General features: G+C 44.7%; 19 protein-coding genes. 14 read left to right on the forward strand and 5 right to left on the reverse strand.

The features are described from left to right. Positions 1 to 57: 57 nt before the first annotated feature. The 7 genes from glgB (at position 58) to EIH25_RS02790 (ending at position 10,671) form a co-directional block, all read left to right on the forward strand. Positions 58 to 2,049 carry a 1,4-alpha-glucan branching protein GlgB gene (glgB, locus tag EIH25_RS02760; RefSeq protein WP_164489135.1) on the forward strand — a complete coding sequence of 664 codons (1,992 nt, stop codon included), beginning with the start codon at positions 58 to 60 and terminating at the stop codon, positions 2,047 to 2,049. 49 nt (positions 2,050 to 2,098) lie between these two features. Then, the gene (locus tag EIH25_RS02765) at positions 2,099 to 3,301 is read left to right on the forward strand and encodes a glucose-1-phosphate adenylyltransferase (RefSeq protein ID WP_124098396.1); all 1,203 of its coding nucleotides are present in this window, start codon (positions 2,099 to 2,101) and stop codon (positions 3,299 to 3,301) included. Positions 3,302 to 3,318: 17 nt separating this feature from the next. Continuing rightward, on the forward strand, positions 3,319 to 4,446 hold the full coding sequence (glgD, locus tag EIH25_RS02770) for a glucose-1-phosphate adenylyltransferase subunit GlgD (RefSeq protein WP_124098397.1): 1,128 nt from the start codon (positions 3,319 to 3,321) through the stop codon (positions 4,444 to 4,446). 34 nt (positions 4,447 to 4,480) lie between these two features. Then, complete coding sequence (locus EIH25_RS02775) at positions 4,481 to 5,893, forward strand: glycogen/starch synthase (RefSeq protein ID WP_124098399.1); 1,413 nt, start codon at positions 4,481 to 4,483, stop codon at positions 5,891 to 5,893. A gap of 325 nt (positions 5,894 to 6,218) precedes the next feature. Continuing rightward, a complete protein-coding gene (locus tag EIH25_RS02780; RefSeq protein ID WP_124098401.1) occupies positions 6,219 to 7,163 on the forward strand; it encodes a MoxR family ATPase in 945 nt (314 codons plus the stop codon). A gap of 84 nt (positions 7,164 to 7,247) precedes the next feature. Next, a complete protein-coding gene (locus EIH25_RS02785; protein ID WP_164489136.1) occupies positions 7,248 to 8,402 on the forward strand; it encodes a DUF58 domain-containing protein in 1,155 nt (384 codons plus the stop codon). 70 nt (positions 8,403 to 8,472) lie between these two features. Next, positions 8,473 to 10,671, forward strand: coding sequence for a transglutaminase-like domain-containing protein (locus EIH25_RS02790; protein ID WP_243113098.1), 2,199 nt, complete (start codon positions 8,473 to 8,475; stop codon positions 10,669 to 10,671). A 155-nt stretch (positions 10,672 to 10,826) separates the two neighbouring features. Here the strand turns inward: EIH25_RS02790 and EIH25_RS02795 are convergent, their stop codons facing one another. From EIH25_RS02795 to EIH25_RS02815, 5 genes are all read right to left on the reverse strand, one after another. Continuing rightward, positions 10,827 to 12,131 carry an FAD-dependent oxidoreductase gene (locus tag EIH25_RS02795; RefSeq protein ID WP_124098405.1) on the reverse strand — a complete coding sequence of 435 codons (1,305 nt, stop codon included), beginning with the start codon at positions 12,129 to 12,131 and terminating at the stop codon, positions 10,827 to 10,829. A 395-nt stretch (positions 12,132 to 12,526) separates the two neighbouring features. Next, entirely contained in the window at positions 12,527 to 12,706 is a 180-nt protein-coding gene (locus EIH25_RS02800; protein ID WP_124098407.1) for a PspC domain-containing protein, read from the reverse strand. Positions 12,707 to 12,722: 16 nt separating this feature from the next. Then, complete coding sequence (locus tag EIH25_RS02805) at positions 12,723 to 13,559, reverse strand: DUF4097 family beta strand repeat-containing protein (RefSeq protein ID WP_124098408.1); 837 nt, start codon at positions 13,557 to 13,559, stop codon at positions 12,723 to 12,725. Then, positions 13,560 to 14,186, reverse strand: coding sequence for a DUF1700 domain-containing protein (locus EIH25_RS02810; protein WP_124098409.1), 627 nt, complete (start codon positions 14,184 to 14,186; stop codon positions 13,560 to 13,562). Positions 14,187 to 14,278: 92 nt separating this feature from the next. Further along, positions 14,279 to 14,599 carry a PadR family transcriptional regulator gene (locus EIH25_RS02815; RefSeq protein WP_124098411.1) on the reverse strand — a complete coding sequence of 107 codons (321 nt, stop codon included), beginning with the start codon at positions 14,597 to 14,599 and terminating at the stop codon, positions 14,279 to 14,281. 333 nt (positions 14,600 to 14,932) lie between these two features. Here EIH25_RS02815 and EIH25_RS02820 point away from each other — a divergent pair, with 333 nt between their 5' ends. The 7 genes from EIH25_RS02820 to EIH25_RS02850 all read left to right on the forward strand — a co-directional run bounded on the left by EIH25_RS02820 (position 14,933) and on the right by EIH25_RS02850 (position 22,108). Then, a complete protein-coding gene (locus EIH25_RS02820) occupies positions 14,933 to 16,054 on the forward strand; it encodes a hypothetical protein (protein ID WP_124098412.1) in 1,122 nt (373 codons plus the stop codon). Between the two features lie 320 nt (positions 16,055 to 16,374). Then, positions 16,375 to 17,049: a response regulator transcription factor gene (locus EIH25_RS02825; protein ID WP_124098413.1), complete on the forward strand. Its 675-nt coding sequence runs from the start codon at positions 16,375 to 16,377 to the stop codon at positions 17,047 to 17,049. Between the two features lie 7 nt (positions 17,050 to 17,056). Continuing rightward, positions 17,057 to 18,055, forward strand: coding sequence for a sensor histidine kinase (locus EIH25_RS02830; protein ID WP_124098415.1), 999 nt, complete (start codon positions 17,057 to 17,059; stop codon positions 18,053 to 18,055). A 125-nt stretch (positions 18,056 to 18,180) separates the two neighbouring features. Continuing rightward, the gene (locus tag EIH25_RS02835) at positions 18,181 to 18,948 is read left to right on the forward strand and encodes an ABC transporter ATP-binding protein (protein WP_124098416.1); all 768 of its coding nucleotides are present in this window, start codon (positions 18,181 to 18,183) and stop codon (positions 18,946 to 18,948) included. Then, positions 18,941 to 20,944 (forward strand): ABC transporter permease, encoded by a 2,004-nt coding sequence (locus EIH25_RS02840; protein WP_124098418.1) that lies wholly within the window; start codon positions 18,941 to 18,943, stop codon positions 20,942 to 20,944. Before EIH25_RS02835 ends, EIH25_RS02840 begins: the two co-directional genes overlap by 8 nt. Positions 20,945 to 21,244: 300 nt before the next feature. Further along, positions 21,245 to 21,604, forward strand: a complete 360-nt coding sequence (locus tag EIH25_RS02845; RefSeq protein ID WP_124098420.1) for a NusG domain II-containing protein — start codon at positions 21,245 to 21,247, stop codon at positions 21,602 to 21,604. Between the two features lie 6 nt (positions 21,605 to 21,610). Next, positions 21,611 to 22,108: a Gx transporter family protein gene (locus tag EIH25_RS02850; protein WP_124098422.1), complete on the forward strand. Its 498-nt coding sequence runs from the start codon at positions 21,611 to 21,613 to the stop codon at positions 22,106 to 22,108. The last annotated feature ends 40 nt before the right edge of the window (positions 22,109 to 22,148 follow it).

Genomic DNA, 22,148 nt, shown 5'->3' on the forward strand with positions numbered 1-22,148 from the left:
TAACAACACGGCGAAAGGAGAAATGCCTTCCGTTTTACGGAGGCGCGGACGGTTGATATGATTAATAAGATACCGGAAGATTATAAGCTTCCGCTTCATCTGTTCCATCAGGGAACCAATTTCATGACATATGAATTTCTCGGCTGTCACAAGGGCGAAAAGAACGGCAGGAAGGGTCACTATTTCAGAGTATGGGCGGCTAAGGCAAAGTCGGTTTCGGTTGTGGGGGATTTCAACGACTGGGACGAAACTGCAAATCCTATGGAGATGGTCGACAGCGCCGAGGTATGGGAAACGTTTATCGAGGGGCTTAAGGAGTTTGACGCCTATAAGTTTGCCGTTACGGGCTGCGACGGAAAAACAAGGCTTAAGGCGGATCCTTACGGTACTCATATGGAGGTAAGTCCGTCTACCGCGAGTAAAATATATGATATTGACCAATATGAATGGTCCGACGGAAAATGGATAAAGGACAAAGAGCGTAAAGATATTTATAATTCTCCCATGAACATATACGAGGTTCATTTGAATTCATGGAAGACCTGTACAGACGGAAAATATATGAGCTATATTTCGTTTGCCCGTCAGATAATTCCGTATATAAAAGAAATGGGCTATACTCATATCGAGCTTATGCCTCTCGCGGAGTATCCTTTCGACGGCTCGTGGGGATATCAGGGAATAGGCTATTATGCACCGACTTCAAGGTTCGGCGTTCCTGCCGATTTCATGAAGATGATAGATATGTTCCATCAGGAGGGGATAGGAGTTATACTCGACTGGGTACCGGCTCATTTCCCCAGAGACGAAGCGGGTCTGTTTGAATTTGACGGCGGTCCTTCATACGAATACGCCGATCCCAAGAAGCGGGATCACCTGGCGTGGGGCACAAGAGTATTTGATTACGGCAGAGGCGAGGTAAGGTCGTTCCTTATTTCAAACGCGCTTTACTGGATAGAAAAATTTCATGTGGACGGACTGAGGGTAGACGCCGTCGCTTCAATGCTGTATCTTGATTACGACCGCAGAGACGGAGAGTGGACTCCCAACGTATACGGGGGACATGAAAATCTTGAGGCTATCGACTTTTTCAAAAAGCTCAACGAAGCGGTATTCGCGCGGAATCCAAAAACTCTTATGATCGCTGAGGAATCCACAGCGTGGCCTATGGTAACAAAGCCTACCAGCGACGGAGGTCTTGGCTTTAACTTCAAGTGGAACATGGGCTGGATGAACGATATGCTCAAGTACATGGCGATGGATCCCATAAACAGAGCCTTTCATCACGATATGCTGACATTCTCGTTCTTCTACGCTTTCTCGGAGAATTTTATTCTTCCGATCTCCCATGACGAGGTGGTTCACGGAAAGGCGTCGCTTGTAAACAAAATGTTCGGAGCGGATATAGACCAGAAGTTTGCTCAGGCAAGACTGTTTATGGCATATATGATGGCTCATCCCGGCAAAAAGCTGCTGTTTATGGGTTCGGAGTTCGCTCAGTTCAGAGAGTGGGATTATGAAAACGGTCTTGAATGGTTTATGATAGAGGAGTATGAGAATCACAGGAATTACTGGAAATTCATAAAAAATCTCAATCGTTTCTATCTTGACCATCCGCAGATGTGGGAAAATGATTTCACATGGGAAGGCTTCAGCTGGATATCAAACGACGATTACAGACAGAGCATTATAATTTTCAGGCGCTTTGACAGAAAGGGCAATGAAATTATCGTCGTATGCAACTTTGTTCCTGTCGGCAGGACCTCCTACTGCTTCGGAGTTCCGTATAAGGGAAGCTATACCGAGGTGTTCAATTCGACCTCTCCCGACGGTTCGCCCTGCGTCAACGGTACGGTAAAATCAAAGAGCGTGCCGATGCATGGCTTTGATAATTCCGTATGCATAGATATTCCGGCGTTTTCCGTTATGTATTTTACCGTTAAAAAGGCGCCGGCAAGAAAGGCAAGGAAAGCCGTTACGGATAAAAAAAGCGAAGTGGCGAAGAAAAAAGCCCCGGTGAAAAAGAAAAGTAAGTCCGCAGCCGAATAGTCCGGCTGAAAAATAGATGAAAAAATATTTTATTGGTGGGTGAATTTTTATGTTCAACAAAAAGGAATGCGTAGCTATGCTGCTTGCCGGTGGACAGGGAAGCCGCCTTTACGCTCTGACTCAGACGGTTGCAAAGCCTGCGGTGCCGTTCGGCGCAAAATACCGTATCATTGATTTCCCGTTGTCCAACTGCATTAATTCGGGTATTGATACGGTCGGAGTTCTGACTCAGTATCAGCCTCTGGTGCTCAACGAATATATCGGAAACGGTCAGCCTTGGGACCTTGACCGTATTCACGGAGGAGTTTTCGTTCTCCCTCCGTATCAGAAGGCTTCGGGTGCAGACTGGTATTCCGGTACTGCAAACGCTATTTATCAGAATATGGCGTTTATTGAAAGATATGATCCGGAATATGTTATTATTCTGTCCGGCGACCACATTTATAAAATGGATTACAATAAGATGCTGGCGTATCACAAGGCTAAGAAGGCCGACGCGACTATTGCCGTTCTTGATGTCCCCAAAGAGGAGGCGTCGCGCTTCGGTATCATGATCACCGACGAGGAGGACAATATTATAGACTTTGAGGAAAAGCCCAAGGTTCCGCGTTCGACTCTTGCTTCTATGGGTATTTACATCTTCACCTGGTCAAAGCTCAAGGCGTACCTGATCGCAAATGAAGAGGATAAGGACGCCAGCAAGGATTTCGGCAAGAATATCATTCCCGATATGAAGAACGCCGGTGAAAAGCTGGTGGCTTACCGCTTTGACGGTTACTGGAAGGATGTAGGAACAATCGACTCCCTCTGGGAAGCGAATATGGACCTTATAAATCCCAATATTCCTATTGATCTTTACGATCCGGCGTGGAAGATCTATTCAAGAAATCCTGTGCTTCCGCCGCAGTATATAGGAAGCGGCGCTATGGTTCAGAATTCTATGGTTACCGAGGGCTGCTTCATAGACGGCTCCGTTGAATTCTCAATGATCTCCGAGGGCGTCGTCGTTGAGGAGGGCGCCGAGATTTACGATTCCATTCTTATGCCCGGCTGCGTAGTAAAGAAAGGCGCAAAGGTTGAATACGCGATCGTGGGAGAAAACTCGGTTATCGGAGAAAACGCTCACATAGGCGCGCGGCCTGAAAACATAGACGACAAGGATACTTGGGGCGTTGCCGTTGTCGGACACAATATAAATATCTCCGACGGTTCGGTCGTTGCCCCGAAGGCGATTATTTCGTCAGATATGTAGGAAAGGAACTGATTGACATGGATGTAAATATGGGTAATGTGCTTGGTCTTATTTTTGCGAATATGCATGATACGGCTGTAGGCGATCTGACTAAAAACAGAACTATGGGCTCTATTCTTTTCGGAGGAAGATACCGTCTTATAGATTTCCCTCTGTCTAATATGGTCAACAGCGGAATTTCCGAGGTCGGAGTTATTACAAAATCAAACTATCAGTCGCTGCTGGATCATCTCGGTTCGGCGAGAGAGTGGGACCTTTCAAGAAAAAAAGGAGGACTTTATATTCTTCCTCCCTTCGGAAACGTTGAAAGCAAGCTCTATAGAGGAAGGATAGAAGCGCTTTACGGAGCGATGAGCTTTATTAAGCACTCAATGGCGGACTATGTTGTACTGTCCGACTGCGACGTTGTTACGAATATGGATTTTAAGCCTATTGTTTCTCAGCATATTTCCAGCGGAGCGGATATTACTATCGTTGCTCATACGGGAGTCTATAGCTCGGAGGATATAAAGCAGTCTACCGTAGTAAACACGGACGGCGACGGCAACGTTAAATCAGTGCTGATTCAGCCTGATATAAGCGGAACCTGCACCGCAAGCCTTAATATTTTTGTAATGAGCAAAAAGTTCCTCATTGATATGATCTCTGATTCTATTGCGAGAGGAAACGTAAGCTTTGAAAAGGATATCCTTCAGGCAAAATGCAGCGAGCTTGACATAAAGGTTTATGAGTATTCCGATTACTTCAGCAAGATAACCAGCGTTGCAAGCTATTTTAAGGCGAATCAGGAGCTTCTTAAGCCTGAGAACGCCCGCAGGCTGTATCTGCCAAAGAGATCGATATATACAAAGGTAAGCGATAACGCTCCGGTTAAATACGATCTTGACAGCTGCGTCAAAAATTCTCTTATTGCTGACGGCTGCGTTATTGAGGGAGAGGTAGAGAACTCTATACTTTTCAGAGGCGTTAAGGTCGGAAAGGGCGCAAAGGTTAAGGACTGTGTTCTCATGCAGGGAACAGTTGTCGGAAATAACTCCGAGATAACATATCTTATTACGGATAAGAACGTTAACATCGGCGTAAACCATATACTTACAAGCGCTCCGAGCTATCCGATGTATATCGGCAAGGGCGCTTCGGTATAAAAGCTCAGAACTTTATAAGAAAGAGGGAATTATTTTGAATATTCTATATACGGCAAGCGAGGCGCTGCCTTATATCGCCTCGGGCGGTCTTGCCGACGTTGCCGGCTCCCTTCCGGCGGCTATAAACGCCGAAGGTCACGACTGCAGAGTAGTAATTCCGTATTACGGACAGATAAAGCAGGAACTGAAGGATCAGCTTTCCTACCTTACTAACTTTACGGTTCCGGTTGCCTGGAGAAACCAGTACTGCGGGGTTTTCGTCGGCAATATCAACGGAGTTACCTATTATCTCCTTGACAACGAATATTATTTTGCAAGAAACGGTCTTTACGGATTTTACGATGACGCTGAAAGATTTATCTTCTTTTCCCGCGCGGTGCTGGAGCTTCTGAGATATATTGACTTCAAGCCGAAGGTCATTAACGCCAACGACTGGCAGACAGCCTTGGTTCCGGTTTATTATGATATTTTCTATCGTTACCAGAGCGGCTATGAGGACATCAAAACGGTGTTCACTATTCATAATATTCAGTATCAGGGCCGCTACGGTCTTGAGATAATCAATGATCTGATGGGTATTCCGCTTTATCATACCGATCTGCTTTCTTACGACGGAGACGTTAATTTTATGAAAGCGGCTATTGAGGTCGCTGATAAAGTAACTACCGTTTCGCCGAGCTACGCGTGGGAAATTCTCGACCCGTGGTATTCCCATGGTCTTGACAGAATACTTGTGCATAAGCAGTATAAGCTGTGCGGCTTCCTCAACGGAATAGACCAGAACGTTTACAACCCTGAGACGGATCCTAATCTTGCAAAGAATTACAGCCTGAAGGATAAGTCTGGAAAGGCGGTATGTAAGACGCAGCTTTTGAGCGAGCTGGGAATGGCTCAGGGAAAGGAGCCGGTGATCGGTATTGTAACCAGATTTGTTTCCCATAAGGGTCTGGATCTTATAAAATACGTTTTTGAGGATATTATCAGGCTCGGATACAAGTTTGCTATACTCGGCTCGGGCGAAAAGATATATGAGGACTTTTTCAGGGAAATGCATTACCGTTACCCCGACCGCGTAGGAGTTACTATCGGTTTTGTTCCCGCTCTGTCCAAGAGGATCTACGCCGGAGCGGATATGTTCCTTATGCCGTCGCAGAGCGAGCCGTGCGGTCTGGCTCAGATGATCGCTCTGAGATACGGAACTATACCGATAGTAAGAGAAACCGGAGGGCTTAGGGATTCGATCCACGACGCCGGAGCTCCGGGAGGAAACGGATTCACTTTTAAATCCTACAACGCTCACGATATGCTTGACGCCTGCACAAGGGCAAGAGTATATTATGACGACAGAATGAAGTGGGGCAAGCTTGTAAACCTTGCTATGAAGGAAGATTTCAGCTGGACGAAATCCGCTAAGCTGTATATCGGACTTTATCAGGATATTCACTAATATTTTTATATCATCTATTTTTGGAAACGCTTCGGATTTTAATGCCGGAGCGTTTCTTGTGTAATAGTCATGATTATATTGACTGACTTTATGGCAAGGTTATAACAAATTGTAATAATAGTCTTTATAATTTACAGTTCAGTTTTTAAATTGTTGACACTTTACATTATATAAGGTATAATTGATTTATAGTATGATCGGCGGCGAGCCGTCAAGAGACCTTGCTTTCAGTCGATCGTTGCGGTGTATTGCTTTAACGGAAATTTATTAGGCTGATTATCCGTGTTTAAACGATTAAATAAAAAGTAAAAAAGGAGAGGCGCATATGGACAATAAGGTGGACTTGCTGATTGACAATATAGAAAAAATCATTGTGGGGAAAAGAGAACCTATAAAAAAGGTAATTGCCTCAATGCTGTGCGCGGGTCACGTTCTTATAGAGGACGTTCCGGGAGTAGGAAAAACTCAGCTTGTTTCGGCGCTTGCAAGATCGGTGTCGGGAAAATTCAACAGGATCCAGCTTACTCCGGATATTATGCCGTCGGATATTGTGGGATTTTCAATGATAAATCCTGAGACAAGGCAGCTTGAATATAAGCAGGGAGCGGCGATGTGTAATTTTCTGCTGGCTGACGAGATAAATCGGGCTTCGCCTAAATCTCAGTCCAGTCTGCTGGAGGTTATGGAGGAGCACCAGATTTCTCTCGACGGAAAAACCTATGACCTGCCGATTCCTTTTATGGTATTGGCGACGCAGAATCCTGTTGAAACCTACGGCACCTATCATCTGCCCGAGGCGCAGATGGATAGATTTATCATGAAAATATCGATGGGCTATCCGACTGCGGACGAGGAGCTTGAAATAATGGAAAGGGCAGAGGGCGCTTCAGATATAAAGACCGTTTCGGCGGTTATGAGCGTTTCAGACGTTGCGGAAATGATAGCGGCAGCGGCAAAAACGGTTACCGCGCCAAGCATTAAGCAGTATATCATTGATCTTGTAACGGCTACCCGCGGTTCGGATTATGTCAAGCTTGGCGTATCTCCAAGAGGAAGCATAGCGCTGCTCAAAGCCTCCAAGGCGTACGCATATGTGGAGGGAAGAAGCTATGTTGTTCCGGACGATGTAAAGGCGGTTATGACCAGCGTGCTGGCTCATCGGCTTATGCTTTCGCCTAAGGGAAAATCCGCTTTTGCTTCTAACGAGGAAGCTATGGAGCAGATCGCCTTGACAGTAAAGGTTCCTGTTGACGGCGGCAATAAGTCTTAAAGCCCTAAGAGTATTTTCGGTCAAAAAGCAGTGCGAAACGCTGCGGAAAGGAGTAAGGCTCCGTAACGGAGCATGATCACGGATATGAAGCATTTCATAGCGTATTTGTTCTGCATTGCAGTTGCGGCGGCAATTGCTGTTCTTATAGACGGCAGCGGAGGAATAATGATTGGGCTGATACTTGTTTCAGCGCTGATATTTTCCGAGCTTACGCTGCTGTTTTTCAGAAGGAAGATTAGCTTCGAGGCTGAATGCTCTCAGAAGCTGCTGTCCAAAGGAGATATTCTTGAGGTTTCTTTAAAGCTGAGAAAAAAGACTATTCTTCCGACGCCTTTTGTAGAGGCGGAGTTTTCCTATTCTCCGCAGCTTGAAGTTGAGGATAAAACGGTATACCGTCTTGCGCTTGCTTCAATGAATTACGAAAAGATCACAGTTCCTTTCAAAGCGGTAAGCTCGGGTATGTCTTATGTTAAAATAAAGAGGATACGTCTTATGGATTTTCTGGGAATATTCTCTGTTTCTGTTTTTGACAGCGTCAAGGAAAGCGGGAAGTACCCGGTGCGTATCCTTCCTAGGATCCCCGATACGGGAGTTCAGCCGGAGATATTAAAGACCACCTCTGTAAATTCCGGCTTTGACGATACCGAGGAGGAAACCTCCGAGACAGCGGTCGGCGCTACCGGAGTTCCGGGATATGAGCACAGGGTATATGTTCCGGGAGACCCGGTCAAAAAAATAAACTGGAAGCTTTCCTCCAAGCGTGATATTTATATGATACGGCTGGACGAAAAGCTTGCCGTTGCAAGTCAGGTGTTTGTACTTGACATTCCCGAATTTGAGGATATAACTGCTGAAAGCTGCCGAAATATTGATATCGTAATAGAGGGCTGTCTTGCCATGCTTTCCATGCTGGTGTCTCAGGGACTGGAAAGCGACGTTTATTATTACAAGGACAAATGGAACTGCGTAAATATAAAAAACGCGGCGGATATTCTGGATTTTCAGGAAAAGCTGTCGTGGTTTTCGCCTGTAACTCCGCCTGAGCGCATACCGGCGGAGGCGATCCAGTCCGGCGGAATCGTGTGCTTTACGTCGGCGGACGTGCAGCATGAAAACCTTGCGTCAGAAATCTTCGGCTTGAAGGACGCGGTCTTTGTTTCTCATGAAAACTGCGGCTTTTCAGGCGCGGACAATCTTTGGATATGCACGTCTGATTTTGAATTTAAAAAGCCTGTTTAGCGTTAAGATTCGGATAACTATTTGATGAGGAGATCACAGACGTCCTTTCCGGCGTCTTTAAGCTTTGCCTATGAATAATATGATGAAATACAAAAATCTGCTTTTGGATAAGGCGGAAAAATATATCCTTCCGATTTTATTGGGAGCGGCGGTAGCCTATGACGTTATAGAGTGCTATTACTATGAGCGGGCGTGGTTTTTCACAATACTGTTTGCCGCTGCCGAGGCGGCGCTTTTTATTTTGTTCGACTGGCTGAAAAGCAAGAGGTACATTGGCGCTTTGGCATATACCGCGGTATTCACCGCCGTTATGTTCTTTGCAAGCTTCATGCTGAGAGCGGGAAGCCAATACAGCAATATTTTCTTTGTGGATTGGTTTTATCTTGACCGGAATAACACCGGATTTGTTTTGGAATATTTTTATGCGCTGTTTGCCGGAGGCGGTTTTTTCCTGATATCGGTAATTTATTATTTTACTCAGGTCAGGTACCGAAGTCTTGGGTCTATGCTCTGTGTGCTGTTTCCCTTTGTTATTCACGCAAAGCGGGCAGAGCCTATGACGGATCTTCAGGTCGCGGCGCTTATAACCCTGTTTCTGGCGGTTATGGTCCACAATCGTCAGCTTGCGATGAAGGATAAGAATGTAAAGGTGGTAATGAACCTTTCCTATGTTATATCTATCGCGCTTTTTGTTTCCTTCTGCGGCGCTGTCGCTATGGTAGCGCCCAGACCGGAGATCAAGTCAAGACTGGAGCGGGACGCTACTGCTTTCGACCTTGACGCCGCCGATACAGACGACGCGCTGGAGGATTATTCGCGTCTGAGCGACGTTTCGTCGCCGAGATACGGCGGCAGCTTTACGGGTCAGATTTTGTTTTATTTTGAATCTGAATATAAAGCGCCTGTCTATTATTTAAGACGTCAGGCGTTCGATGAGTTTTCAAACGAAAGATGGCGGATAAACAGAAATTCGGATAAGTATTCCGACTACAGCTATTTTACCAGCTCTCCTGTAGGCGGCAAGGAAATCTACGAAACGCTTAAGGCTTTGGCGGAAACGGGGAAATATGAGGAATACGGCTTGACTGCCGATAAATTTGATTGGCAGGACAGTATTGTAAAATCAAAATTCAGGGTATTCGACGACGATTTCAGCGCGACCTATATTGCAGCTCCTCTGGGCGCGGTTTCCGACGGCTTCAGGGATACCAACAACACCAATATCTTTATGAATTCGGACGGGGAGATTTACCTGTATAATCAGGACAGAGCTTATGATTATACTATGGATTACTATCCGCAGACAGAGGATTTTGCCGCTTATGCCGAGAACAGCGGATTAAGCGGCGAGGATTATTCAAGACTGCTTACCAAAGCCTATGAAAACGGCGATTTGCCTGATCTGAGTCTGCTGCGGGATTATGAGAACGCGCTGGAGTACAACACCGGCGGAATTGAATATTCCGAAAGGCTCAAAGCGCTCGCTTTGGAAATAACCCGGGACTGCCGGACTGATTTTGAAAAGGCTCAGGCGCTGTGCGATTATTTTGAGGATAACGGGTATATATATGATCTTGAGTACACGCCCGACGATACTTCAATTGATTATTTTGTTTTTGAAAGCAAAACGGGAAGCTGTACGAGCTATGCGACGGCAATGACTCTTATGGCGAGGCTCTGCGGGCTTCCGTCAAGATATGTGGAGGGCTTCGCGGCTTACGAATATACTGATTCAGGCGCGATTGCTGTCCGCGACGCTCATGCGCACGCTTTCGTTGAGGTATATATTCCCGGAGCAGGCTGGATAACCTTTGATCCTACCGTGCCGGGATATATGGTGGATTATTCTAATCAGTCTAATTTCAGCTTTGCGGTATTCGCACAGTATTTCAGCAGGATACTAATTTTCCTCGGAGTTGTATTCTTTATTGTTTTTATCGTGCTGCTGGATAGGATAATGGAATTCTTTTTCAGGATAAGGCTCAGGTTTGCAAAGGGTTCTGAACGTATAATACTGCTTTACCGCCATATCATCAGACTTCTGGAATACTCTTCAAAGGACGATCTTTCAGCTTATACACCCGATATGCTCATAAAATATGCCGATGAAAAAAGGCAGGTTTCTCTTGAAGCCGCGGCAAGGCTTTTCGAAAGAACCTGCTTCGGAGGAGAAGACTTGAGCGATTCTGAATTTGAAACGGTTTATATACAGTACAGATCGGTATACAGATATCTTCGCAAAGCGCCTAAGGAAAAGGCTGAAAAATAAGTTTTCGGCTTTTGGGCATTAGTTTTGAGGTAAGAAGTAATACTGCCGCATATGAATGCGGCAATAAATTAAACTGCCGAAGCAGCCGGACCAACAGGCTGTTTCGGCAGTTTTTATATATGCTGAAATCGTGAGGAGCTGTTCAAAACAGCTGTTTAGGAATCGCAGTTTTTAAGATCGCCGTTTGCCGGATTTTCAAGAACCTTGCCCTTTTCGGAGAATCTTGAACCGTGACAGGGACAGTCCCATGAATGTTCGGCGCTGTTCCATTTAAGGGCGCAGCCGAGATGCGGGCACCGCTTTTTTGAAATTGTCAGCAGATTGGTTACAGCTTCAAATCCGTTTATAAAAAGCTGCGGTTTTATTATACTTCTGGAGGGATCGAAAACTTCCGCGTATTCGTTTTTCTTTTCGGTGACCATATCGCTCAGTATCATTGCCGCCGTCATCGCCCCTGTCATGCCCCATTTGTTAAATCCGGAGGCAACGTATAAATTCGGCGTATTCTTAGAATAATTGCCTATATAAGGTATTCCGTCAAGGCTCATGCAGTCCTGCGCCGCCCAGAAATATTTTTCGGCTGAACCGGGATAATGTATGCCGGCAAAATTCCGCAGTTCTTCCCAGCTTCCGCCCTTCTTTCCCGTTCGGTGAGAGCCTCCTCCCACAAGCAGAAAGTTTTTGTAGTTTCTGAACGAATATCCTTTTTTATTTTCGTCAACGTACATTCCTCCGACGTCGGGAGCGTTTTCCAGGGCTATGAAATATGAGCGGTGCTGATATAGCTTCAGAAAATAGCTTCCGTGTTTGTTGATAAAAGGGAAGTGGGTAGTTACTATCGCCTTGTCAAAATATATCTTTCCTGAATCTGTAACTGCTGAGTTTTCCGTCATTTCCCTGACAAAAGTATTTTCGTATATGTTTAATCCCCGCGAAATTGATTTGATGAATTTCAGAGGATTAAACTGAGCCTGACCGCCGAATTTTACCGCTCCGGAGTAATTCACAGGAATCGGCAGCCTGCGGCACAGCTCGGCGTCAGAGCCTATGATCTCCAATGCGGAAAGCTCCTTCTCAAGCTTTTTTTCATCGGAAGTGTAAACATAATTATCCTTTGTCTCAAAATCACATTCTATATTTTCACAAAGCCTTTTGTATTCGTCAAGCGCCGCTTGATTAGCCTTAAAATACATTAACGCTTTTTCCGCGCCGGCGCTTTTAAGCAGCTTCTGATAAATAAACCCGTGCTGGCTGGTTAATTTGGCGGTAGTATTGCAGGTGGTTCCGCCGCAGATCCTCTCCTTTTCAGCCACAACGCAGTTCACGCCCTGACTGTGCAGCCGGTAAGCGGTAAGAATACCGGCAATTCCTCCGCCTATGATCAGCACGTCTGTTTTTATATCTTGCTTAAGCTTAGGAAACTTGTCAGGCTCGGCGCTGGCAGACCATATTGATTTCATTGCTGTACTCTCCGTTTCATTATTGATTATATCTCGGTGATACCGTACGTTTTCCGGCGCGGCAAATCCGTTGCTGCCGTAACAAAACGGGACAATATCCTTTAATATTATACCCTGATCAAATCCGGTTATCCATCTCGGGCATAAGCACAGCAACGGCTGTTAATCCGACTGTTTTTAGGTAAAAGCAAAAATAAAGCGTGCCGCAAAAATTCAAGCATACGGATTTTCGGTAAAGCTTCACGCATATATCGCCAGGATTTTTTGCCGTTCGGCAGTATTCCTGCGTTAAGCTCTGTGACCGAAAACCTGCATATTTGTTTTATGCAAACACGCTATGATAGATTTCAGAATTCAGCTTTAAAAGCGTCTATATGATTTTTTATGGCATATCATTATTTTTCCGGAAGAATTATTGCCGCAACAATATAGGTGATAATTCCTACTCCGCCGCAGCCAAGAATGACGAAACCTATCCTCACCACATTGGGGTCAATATTGAAGTATTCCCCAATTCCTCCGCAGACGCCGCATATCATTCTGCTGCTTATTGACCGATAAAGCTTTTTATTCATAAAAATACCTCCTTGCTTATTTGAAACTGATATTGACCTCGCCCATTCCTCCGTTTATATCTATGGGTATTTTCAGGGAGCTGCCGTTATTGCCGGCGCTTCCTCGGTCTATTTTTATCTCCCCAATACCCGTGTCAGTTTTTATGTCATAGTCGGAATAATAGCCGTCTATTTTGAAGCTGCTGTCGCCTATGCCGCAGTCAACGTTGAGCCCTCCGAGTATTTTTCCGCTGAAATTAATTTGACCTGCTCCGCCGTCAATATCAGACTGATTAAGCGAGCAATTTTCAAGTATCAGCTCGCCTATACCCATATCTATGTTGAGCTTGCCGCTTATTGTACATTCCGTAAAGCTGTTTTTGCCTATTCCGGAATCTATGTCGGCATTTATACATTTCAGACCGCTGACGGTATATTCGCCTATTCCGCCCTCCAGCTTCAAAGCGGCGTATTCCTTGTCGGGAACTCTGATCTTTATATAAGAATCGTTATAGTTTTTTTCAAACCACCCGAAGCCGAACGTCTTATACCATTCATACCATTTGGCTTGATTGTATTCTATGCTGAATTTATTGCCGCTGCATTCAAAAGAATATCTGTCCTGCGGAATGTCGTGCGCTTCTACTATTATTTCGCTGCCGTCGTAGCTTTCCAGATAAAAATTAGCCGTTGCCGCTTCAACGTTCAGACATTCAATATTTTCAGCAGAGAAGCTTTCGTTTATATTTTCTTTGGCAAAATATTTATCGGTATCGGTGAATTTTATCAAAAGAGTTCCCAGAGCTATTAGAACTATTCCCGCTATCAGCAGAATAACGGGAATACCGAGCCTTCTTTTCCTGCTGTTTTCCATTTATACTGCCCCCCTGTCAGCTAAAAATCCGTGCGCCTTGCCTGTCAGCCAGTTTAATAATGAAACAAGTCCCGACCATACTCGTTTGAAAAGAGGTTTTGCTATTATGGTTCCGAGCGACAGCAGGACAAGACCTGTTCCCGCCGTTACCATTCCTATAGGCGGAGCGGTAAATATGGTGAATACTCCGACAGCAGTCAAAGCGGCTCCTGCAATGCCAAGCGAAAAGCCGAGGGCTATAAAGGTGACTGCAACTGAAAAAAGCACCGCGCTTATAACGGCTATGAGCGGAAGCCATATAGGGAACAGAAGAATTATGAGCAATAATTTACCGCCGAATGACATACCTTTTTCTTTTTCGGAGGGCGGTTCTGCTTCACTGTGTCTTTTGTCTACTACTTCTTCCATTATAAATTCAGGATTTCCGTCCGGCGCAATGTTATTATCGGCATATATCTGACGTGCTATGTCGTCAATGCTTCCAAGATTTTTGGCAGTCTGTTCTTCGTTTTCTGTACCGGCGTCCAGAAAAATTTCATTGTAATAATCAAGAACATTTTCAAGCTCGTCGTCCGGCAGACGGCTGAGGCGCTTTTTAAGCTGTTCAAGAAATTCTTCTCTTTTCATTTATAAACCATTCCTTTCTGAGTTTTGCGGTTTGTATAAGTAAATCGCGTCGCAAGCGCATAAAAGCGGTTTGCAAAGCCCTGATTCAGGTTTCAGGCTTTATCCGACCCGTTTAATAGAATACTGTCTATTTTCTTTTTATGCTCATGCCAGTCGTTCCGGTACTGAGAAAGCGCTGATACGCCCTTGCTTGTTACATGGTAGTAGCGTCTGTTCCTGCCCATATATTCTCTGTCATAGGTTTCAAGCAGCTCGCTTTTTTGCAGTCGCCTTAAAACAGGATATAGTGTGGATTCGGATACGTCTACCGCGTTTCGTATATACTGAGTTATTTCGTAACCGTAGGTATCGCCTCTGTCAACAATTGAAAGTACCATGGCGTCAAGCAGACCGGCGCTTATAGGAAAACTCATATGCTGTCTCCTTTCTGAAATTTATACAATATTGCTTTCTTAATTATATTATATATCATATAATATTATTTGTCAATAATATATTATAAATTCGTTGATATATACAAATTTACATCAGGATTCTTGGCACATTGGACGTAAACTGCACGGCTTATAAATATGTTAATGTTTCACTAAAATCAACAGCATAAATCGTGCATTTTTTTGGCTATAAATTTTAATTCTCTATTGCTTTACAAAATAAATTGTGATATAATACAAATATACAGTTATTTTAATAAAAGTTTTTGAATAATATATACTGTAACCCGTTTCACGAAAGGATTGGTCAATATGGCTTTAGCACTGAAAAAGAAAAAAGAAGAGTCAACAAATGAGAAAATCGTCAGAATGTTTCAGGAAGGAAAGTCTGTGGAGGATATCTGCGCTGAAACTGAACTTAGAAATGATATTGTCGTAGGCGTAATAAGAAGAAAGCTGGGTGAGGACAGTATTCCGGAAACTGTTATCACTGCTAAGCCTAAGCCGGCAGAGCCTGAGAACGCAGCGGAGGAAGCTGAGGAAAGCAGCGAGGAGGAAGGCGCTGATAACCTCAGCAAGCTCGAAAGGTATATGCTGGAAAAGAAGAAAAAGCAGCAGGAGGAATTTGCTGCCGCGGCCGCAGGATCGTCAGAAAGAACAGTAAGCCTGGTAGACGATTATGTTAATCAGGTCGGCGGAAATGCCGCCGGTCATTCTTCGGATATGGAAAGTATCCTAGCGGCTGAAAATATGATGGATGAGATTCAGCCCCCTCATTTAGACGGCGATATTCAGCCGGCTGAAATGGACTTGGATGCGGCTGAGGAAACAGGTGAAAACAATAACGGTTTGGAAAATGTATCTGATGAAAGCTCCGATTCGCCGGAAGCCGAAGCCGCTTCAGATAAAGCAAGCAAGGCTCTCAGCAAAATGAAAGCGTTTGCTATGAGTCAGATCGAAGCGAACAATGCCAGAATCGCTGAGCTTGAGGATAAGGCTGCTCAGCTGGACGGCGGATACGCTCCGCAGCTTGAAGCCGCCGGAGCAGAGCTTACTGTTTGTCAGGAAAATTTTGAAAAGGCTCAGGCTAAGCTTGACGAGGCGTGCGCCGAGCTGGAAAAGGCGAGGGAAGCTCACCGCGAGGCTATTGCAAAGGCTGACGAGGAATACCGCAGAAGGCTTGAGGAAATCGACGCCGAATATAAGAACGCTACCGCTGAGGCTAACAGAAGGTTCCAGGAATACGAAGAGGAAAATAAAAACGTTCTTGACGCTCTTGACAGTGAAAAGTCGGCGGTTCAGGCTGAGCTGCTTGAAAAGCAGAACGCCGTTACAGAGCTTAAATCAAAAATGGAGGCTGAAAACGAAGCTATCGTCAGCCAGATAAAAAGTCTTAAAGAGGAAAACGACGGTTATCAGGATTTCCTGGTATAGTACATATGTCAGTACCTCTGATTTTAGTACAGCGTGTCCGGCAATTATAAAATGACCTGATACCGTATTGTATCTTTATTGATTAAAATAACTAACGCCTGCCGCCTGTAGAAAACTACTGCCGACAGGCGTTTTTAATAATAAGGCAGAGAGCAAACTTTCAATATAAAATATATTAATTCATTTTCTAAGCTTAGAATTGTCTGACGCATAAATAATTGATTTATATGCTTAAGTGTGATATAATCATAAAAAGCAATCATATTTAATTGCTATATGCTGTATAATTCTTTTGCTTGAAAAGAGGTTATAAAGATCAAATGTACAAAATTCTGATTATAGAGGACGACAGCGCTTTGGCGGCGGCTATGAAAAAGCACATTGAATCATGGAATTATGACGTATGCCGCGTACGTAATTTTGAAAATATAATTCCCGAATTTACCGCTTACGACCCTCACCTTGTTCTGCTGGATATTATGCTGCCGTTTTTCAACGGCTACCATTGGTGCGCTGAGCTGCGTAAAATTTCCAGAGTTCCTATCGTGTTTATCTCGTCTGTTTCAGACAATATGAATATCGTTATGGCAATGAATATGGGAGGCGACGATTTTATTGCAAAGCCGGTCGAGCCGAACGTAATGATCGCAAAGATACAGGCTATTCTGCGCCGTACCTACGATATGGCGGGAAAAATTCCCGTGTTGGAACACAAGGGCGCGGTGCTGAATTTAAACGATACGACTTTGCTTTATCAGGATCAAAGGATCGAGCTTACAAAAAACGAGTTTCGTATTTTGCAGACGCTGCTTGAAAACAAAGGGAAAGTAGTCAGCAGAGATACGCTGATGACAAAGCTGTGGCAGATGGATTGCTATGTTGAGGAAAACACTTTGACAGTTAATGTAGCGCGTCTGAGAAAAAAGCTTGAAGGCGCGGGTCTGTGCGATTTTATTAAAACAAGGGTCGGAAGCGGATATATCGTTGAACTGTGAGGCTGCTATGAAAAAGCGTGATTTGTTTGGAAAATATCTTTATCAGTATCGTTATACCGCTTTATGCTTCTTGCTGTTTGCTCTGATTTTTGCCGCCGTTTTTTCGCTGTATAATCTTGAAGCGGAGGCGGTTATTTATGCGTCGCTGCTTTGTATACTTGCCGCGGCGGTAATAATCCTCTTTCACTTCTGGAATTTCTGTAAGCGCAGCAGAGAGCGCGAGTATCTGCTCCAAAACATTCTGATCATGACTGAAAATCTGCCGGAGCCGGAAACCCTTGCCGAAGCGGACTACAGAGAGATGGTAATACGTCTGAGAGAGGAAAACGCGGCAGTTTTAACAAAATACCGAAGAGAACGTTCTGAAAGCATAGATTATTATACGACATGGGTCCACCAAATAAAAACTCCTATTTCTGTAATGCAGATGATTCTCCAGAGCGAGGACAGCGACGAACACCGCGAACTTGCGTCAGAGCTGTTCCGCATTGAACAGTATGTTGAGATGGTGCTTTGCTATTTCAGGCTGGACAGCGAATCCTCCGACTTTGTATTTAAGCGGTATGAGCTTAACGAAATTATCAGAACCGCTGTTCGTAAGTTTGCTCCGCAGTTTGTACGCAAACGCATAAATCTGAAATACGAACCCACCGACGCAATAGTTCTGACAGATGAAAAATGGCTGTCGTTCATTATTGAACAGCTGCTGTCCAACGCTGTAAAATATACCGAAGGCGGTCAGGTTGAAATATCGGTTTCAAAGGATAAGATACTCAGCATTTCGGATACGGGTATCGGAATTTCTCCTGAAGATGTTCCTCGTATTTTTGAAAAGGGCTTTACAGGCTACAACGGCAGAGCGGATAAAAAATCCACCGGTCTGGGATTGTATCTTACCAAGAGAGCGGCGGACAAGCTTTCTCACAGAATAAGCGTGAAATCTACCGTTGGCAGAGGCAGCGCCTTTTATATTGATCTGCATTCGGATCAGCTTGAAATAGAATGACCTTGCAAAAATGTCACATAAAAAGCCGAAATGTCACACAAATAGATGTTCGACATTCGGCTTTTCTGTTATACTAGAGATACGGAAAGACCGCAGTACGGTCTGAACATGAGGAGGTTTTCAAAATGGCGATTTTAGAGGTGCAGGGCCTTGAAAAGATTTATACCACAAGATTCGGAGGTAATCAGGTTCGGGCGCTGTCAAATGTGTCCTTTACAGTGGAGGAGGGCGAGTATGTTGCAATTATGGGAGAATCGGGTTCCGGCAAAACGACGCTGCTGAACATTCTCGCCGCGCTTGACAAACCCACAAAGGGAAGTGTTATTCTTGAAGGAAGGGTTCTTTCAAAAATCAAGGATAAGGAGATTTCAGCCTTCCGGCGCGACAATCTTGGTTTCGTTTTTCAGGACTTCAATTTGCTCGATACCTTTACTCTGGAAGACAATATTTATCTGCCGCTGGTTCTTGCGGGTATGCAGTACAAGGAAATGAAAAGGAGGCTTGAGCCGATCGCGGTCAGTCTTGGCATAAAAAACATACTGTCCAAATATCCCTATGAGGTTTCGGGAGGTCAGAAGCAGAGAGCCGCCGCGGCAAGGGCGCTGATAACAGATCCGAAAATCCTGCTTGCCGACGAGCCGACAGGAGCTCTTGATTCCAAAGCGTCCGACGAGCTGCTTGCAATATTTTCCGCGATCAACCGCAGCGGACAGACGATACTGATGGTTACACATTCCGTCAAAGCCGCAAGCCATGCGGGAAGGGTTCTTTTTATCAAGGACGGAGAAGTGTTTCATCAGATTTACAGAGGCGGAAGCTCCGATCAGCAGATGTATCAGAAAATTTCCGACACTCTGACCTTGCTTGCGACGGGCGGTGATAGAAATGAATAGTCTTTTTCCTAAGCTTGCCGTTCAGGGCATAAGAAAAAACGGCAGGATCTATCTGCCCTACATTCTTACCTGCGTGGGAATGGTCATGATGTACTACATTGTTTCCTATCTTACCTATTCAAAATCCGTTTATCAGATGAATGGCGGCAGGGATATCCAGATGATCCTATCATGGGGAACGGGAGTTATAGCGGTGTTTGCGGTCATTTTTCTGTTTTACACTAACTCCTTTATTATCCGCCGCAGAAAAAAAGAGTTCGGACTTTACAATATCTTAGGCATGGGAAAGAAAAATATTGCCGTGATATTGGTATGGGAAACGCTGATTATATTCCTGATCTCCGTCGGCGCGGGACTGGGATTAGGAATCGCGTTTTCTAAGCTGTCGGAGCTTGTTACGGCTAAAATACTGGCAGATGAGGCGGTTTTCGGTTTTACAGTCGAGCGGCAGGCGGTAAAAAGCTCGGTTATACTTTTCGCAATAGCGTTTGCGCTGATACTGCTTAATTCTCTCAGACAGATTCACATATCAAAGCCGATAGAGCTGCTGCGCAGTGAGAATACCGGAGAAAAGCCCCCGAAGGCGCGTATGCTTCTCGCGGTTCTTGGAATCGTCCTGCTTGCGGGAGCATACTATTTATCATGTACCATTGAGGAGCCTATGGCGGCATTGTCGGTGTTTTTCATAGCGGTAATAATGGTTATCGCCGCTACATATATCCTTTTTACAGTCGGCTCGGTTTCACTGTGCAGGGTTTTGAAGAAAAACAAGAAATATTATTACAAAACCGAGCACTTTGTTTCCGTATCCTCCATGGCTTATCGGATGAAAAGAAACGGCGCGAGTCTTGCTTCAATATGCATACTTTCCACTATGGTGCTGGTAATGATCTCGTCTACGCTGTGTCTTTATGCAGGAAAGGAAGATACTCTGCACAAGCGTTATCCAAGAGATATTGTTATTCAAACGTATTCAGCAGACGGGAAGTATACAGAGCCGGTTCATTCCGCCGCGCAGAAGGTTCTTGAAGACAATGCTATGAGCCCTCAGAATTTGCTGTATTATCAGTATCTTCCGGTAGCCGGTATGCTTGACGGAAGCGTGATAAGCTTTGACAGGGAAGAAGCTGTTTTAGACTACGGAAAAATCAAACAGCTGTTTTTCCTCACTATAGACGAGTATAACAGACTTATGGACAAAAATGAGACGATAGCGGATGATGAAATAATTATATATGCGACCAAAACCGACTATAAGTACGACGAGCTTACTATAGACGGCTTTGGGACGATGAAGATCAAAAAGCAGGCTGATGAGTTTATCTCAAACGGCGAGGAATCCTCTACGGCTTTATCTTCAATATTTGTTTTTGTTTCCGACATGAAAAAGATAGATGAAATTGACAGCTTTCAGAAAAAAATGTACGGAGAAAACGCTTCGATTCTGGAGGACTACTACGGCTTTGACCTTGACTGCGGCGAAGAAGCTGAGATAAGGGTTACCAAAGATATAGAAAAGAAAATCTCCTCGCTGGAGAGTAAAGATAAAGCTTTTCCCAACGTCAGTATTGAAGGCTTGGCGGAAAAGAAGCAAAGCTTCTATTCCATGTTTGGAGGACTCTTCTTTCTTGGAATACTCCTGAGTATTGTGTTTATATTTGCGGCTGTGCTTATTATGTACTACAAGCAGATCACCGAGGGCTACGAGGACGCGGAGCGGTTTGAGATAATGCAGAAGGTCGGTATGACAAAGCGGGAAATCCGCCGCAGTATAAATTCGCAGATACTTACAGTATTTTTCGCGCCTCTGCTGATGGCAGGATTGCATATAGGCTTTGCTTTTCCTATTCTTGCAAAGCTTTTAAAGCTGTTCGGGCTGTTCAATACGCCGCTTCTGATTGGAGTGACGGCAGGCGCGTTTGCAGTATTTGCGGTTTTCTATGCGCTGGTTTACAAGATCACGTCAAGAAGCTATTACCGTATCGTTAGCAAATAGGATACAAGCCGATTATCATTAGATGAGCAGACACTGGGCAATACCGCACGCTGATTGCGGGGGTATTGCCTATGTTTGTATACTCGAATCCGCGTTTCAGTATTGAACGCCTGCGCCCTGTAATTGTGGGTGTTAGGCGGTTGACGTCACATTTATCAGCATTACCTATGCATATGCTATATATTTGAAAAAGACATTTGCAAAATGAATAAAAATGTGATATATTTAAGTAGAAGGCGCGTATAAGATAGTTTATACTCAGCGAAATTTTTCCCGTAAGAAAGCGAGCGTGATTCGCAGATGAAAAATTCAAGGCTGTGGATCGCTGCCGCGGCGGCAGTTTTTATGGCTGCGGTCGTTTGGTGCGTTATTATTCTTAACAAGCCGGAGGAGGAAACCGTAACAATTTCACAGGACGGACAAATATTGTATACTTTGGACTTAAGTAAAGAAAGCGATCGGACCATAACGGTTGAGTATGAGGGAAGAAAAAACGTAATTGAAATTAAGGAAGGCAGAATACATATGCTTGAAGCAGACTGTCCCGATCATACCTGCATAAATACAGGCTGGCTTGAGGATCTGCCGATAGTCTGCCTGCCGAATAAGCTTGTGATCGAATTTGTCTATAAGGACAGTGCGGACGGAGCGGCGAGGTGAAAGAGAATGAACGCTAAAAGACTGGCGCAGCTGGGACTGCTTACGACCATCTCGCTGATAATTTTTATAATCGAGCTGCGGATTCCGAATATTGCTCCGATTCCCGGCATGAAGCTGGGGCTTGCCAACATTGTGACGGTGTACGCGGTATATCGCTGTACGGCAAAGGAAACTGCGCTGATACTCTTTACAAGAATAATTTTCGGCTCGATTTTCGCGGGAAGTATGCTTACGCTGTTTTTCAGCTTAGGCGGAGGAATTTTATGTCTGCTGGGAATGCTGCTGCTCAAAAGGGCGATAGATGTAAAGCACATCTGGGTTTGCAGTATTCTGGGAGCCGTACTGCACAATATCGGACAGATTGCCGTGGCGGCTGTTGTTATGAGAACTGCCGCGGTTATCTCCTATCTTCCTTTTCTTCTGATTTCCGGGTGCGCCGCGGGGCTTTTTACCGGTATTTGCGCTCAGATACTGGTTGCAAGAATTGATTTAAAGGATCTTTGAAATGTTTCGCCTGCTGCCGAATATCGGAACGGTGTTTAAT

This window comes from Ruminococcus sp. Marseille-P6503, assembly GCF_900604945.1.
Classification (GTDB): domain Bacteria; phylum Bacillota; class Clostridia; order Oscillospirales; family Ruminococcaceae; genus FB2012.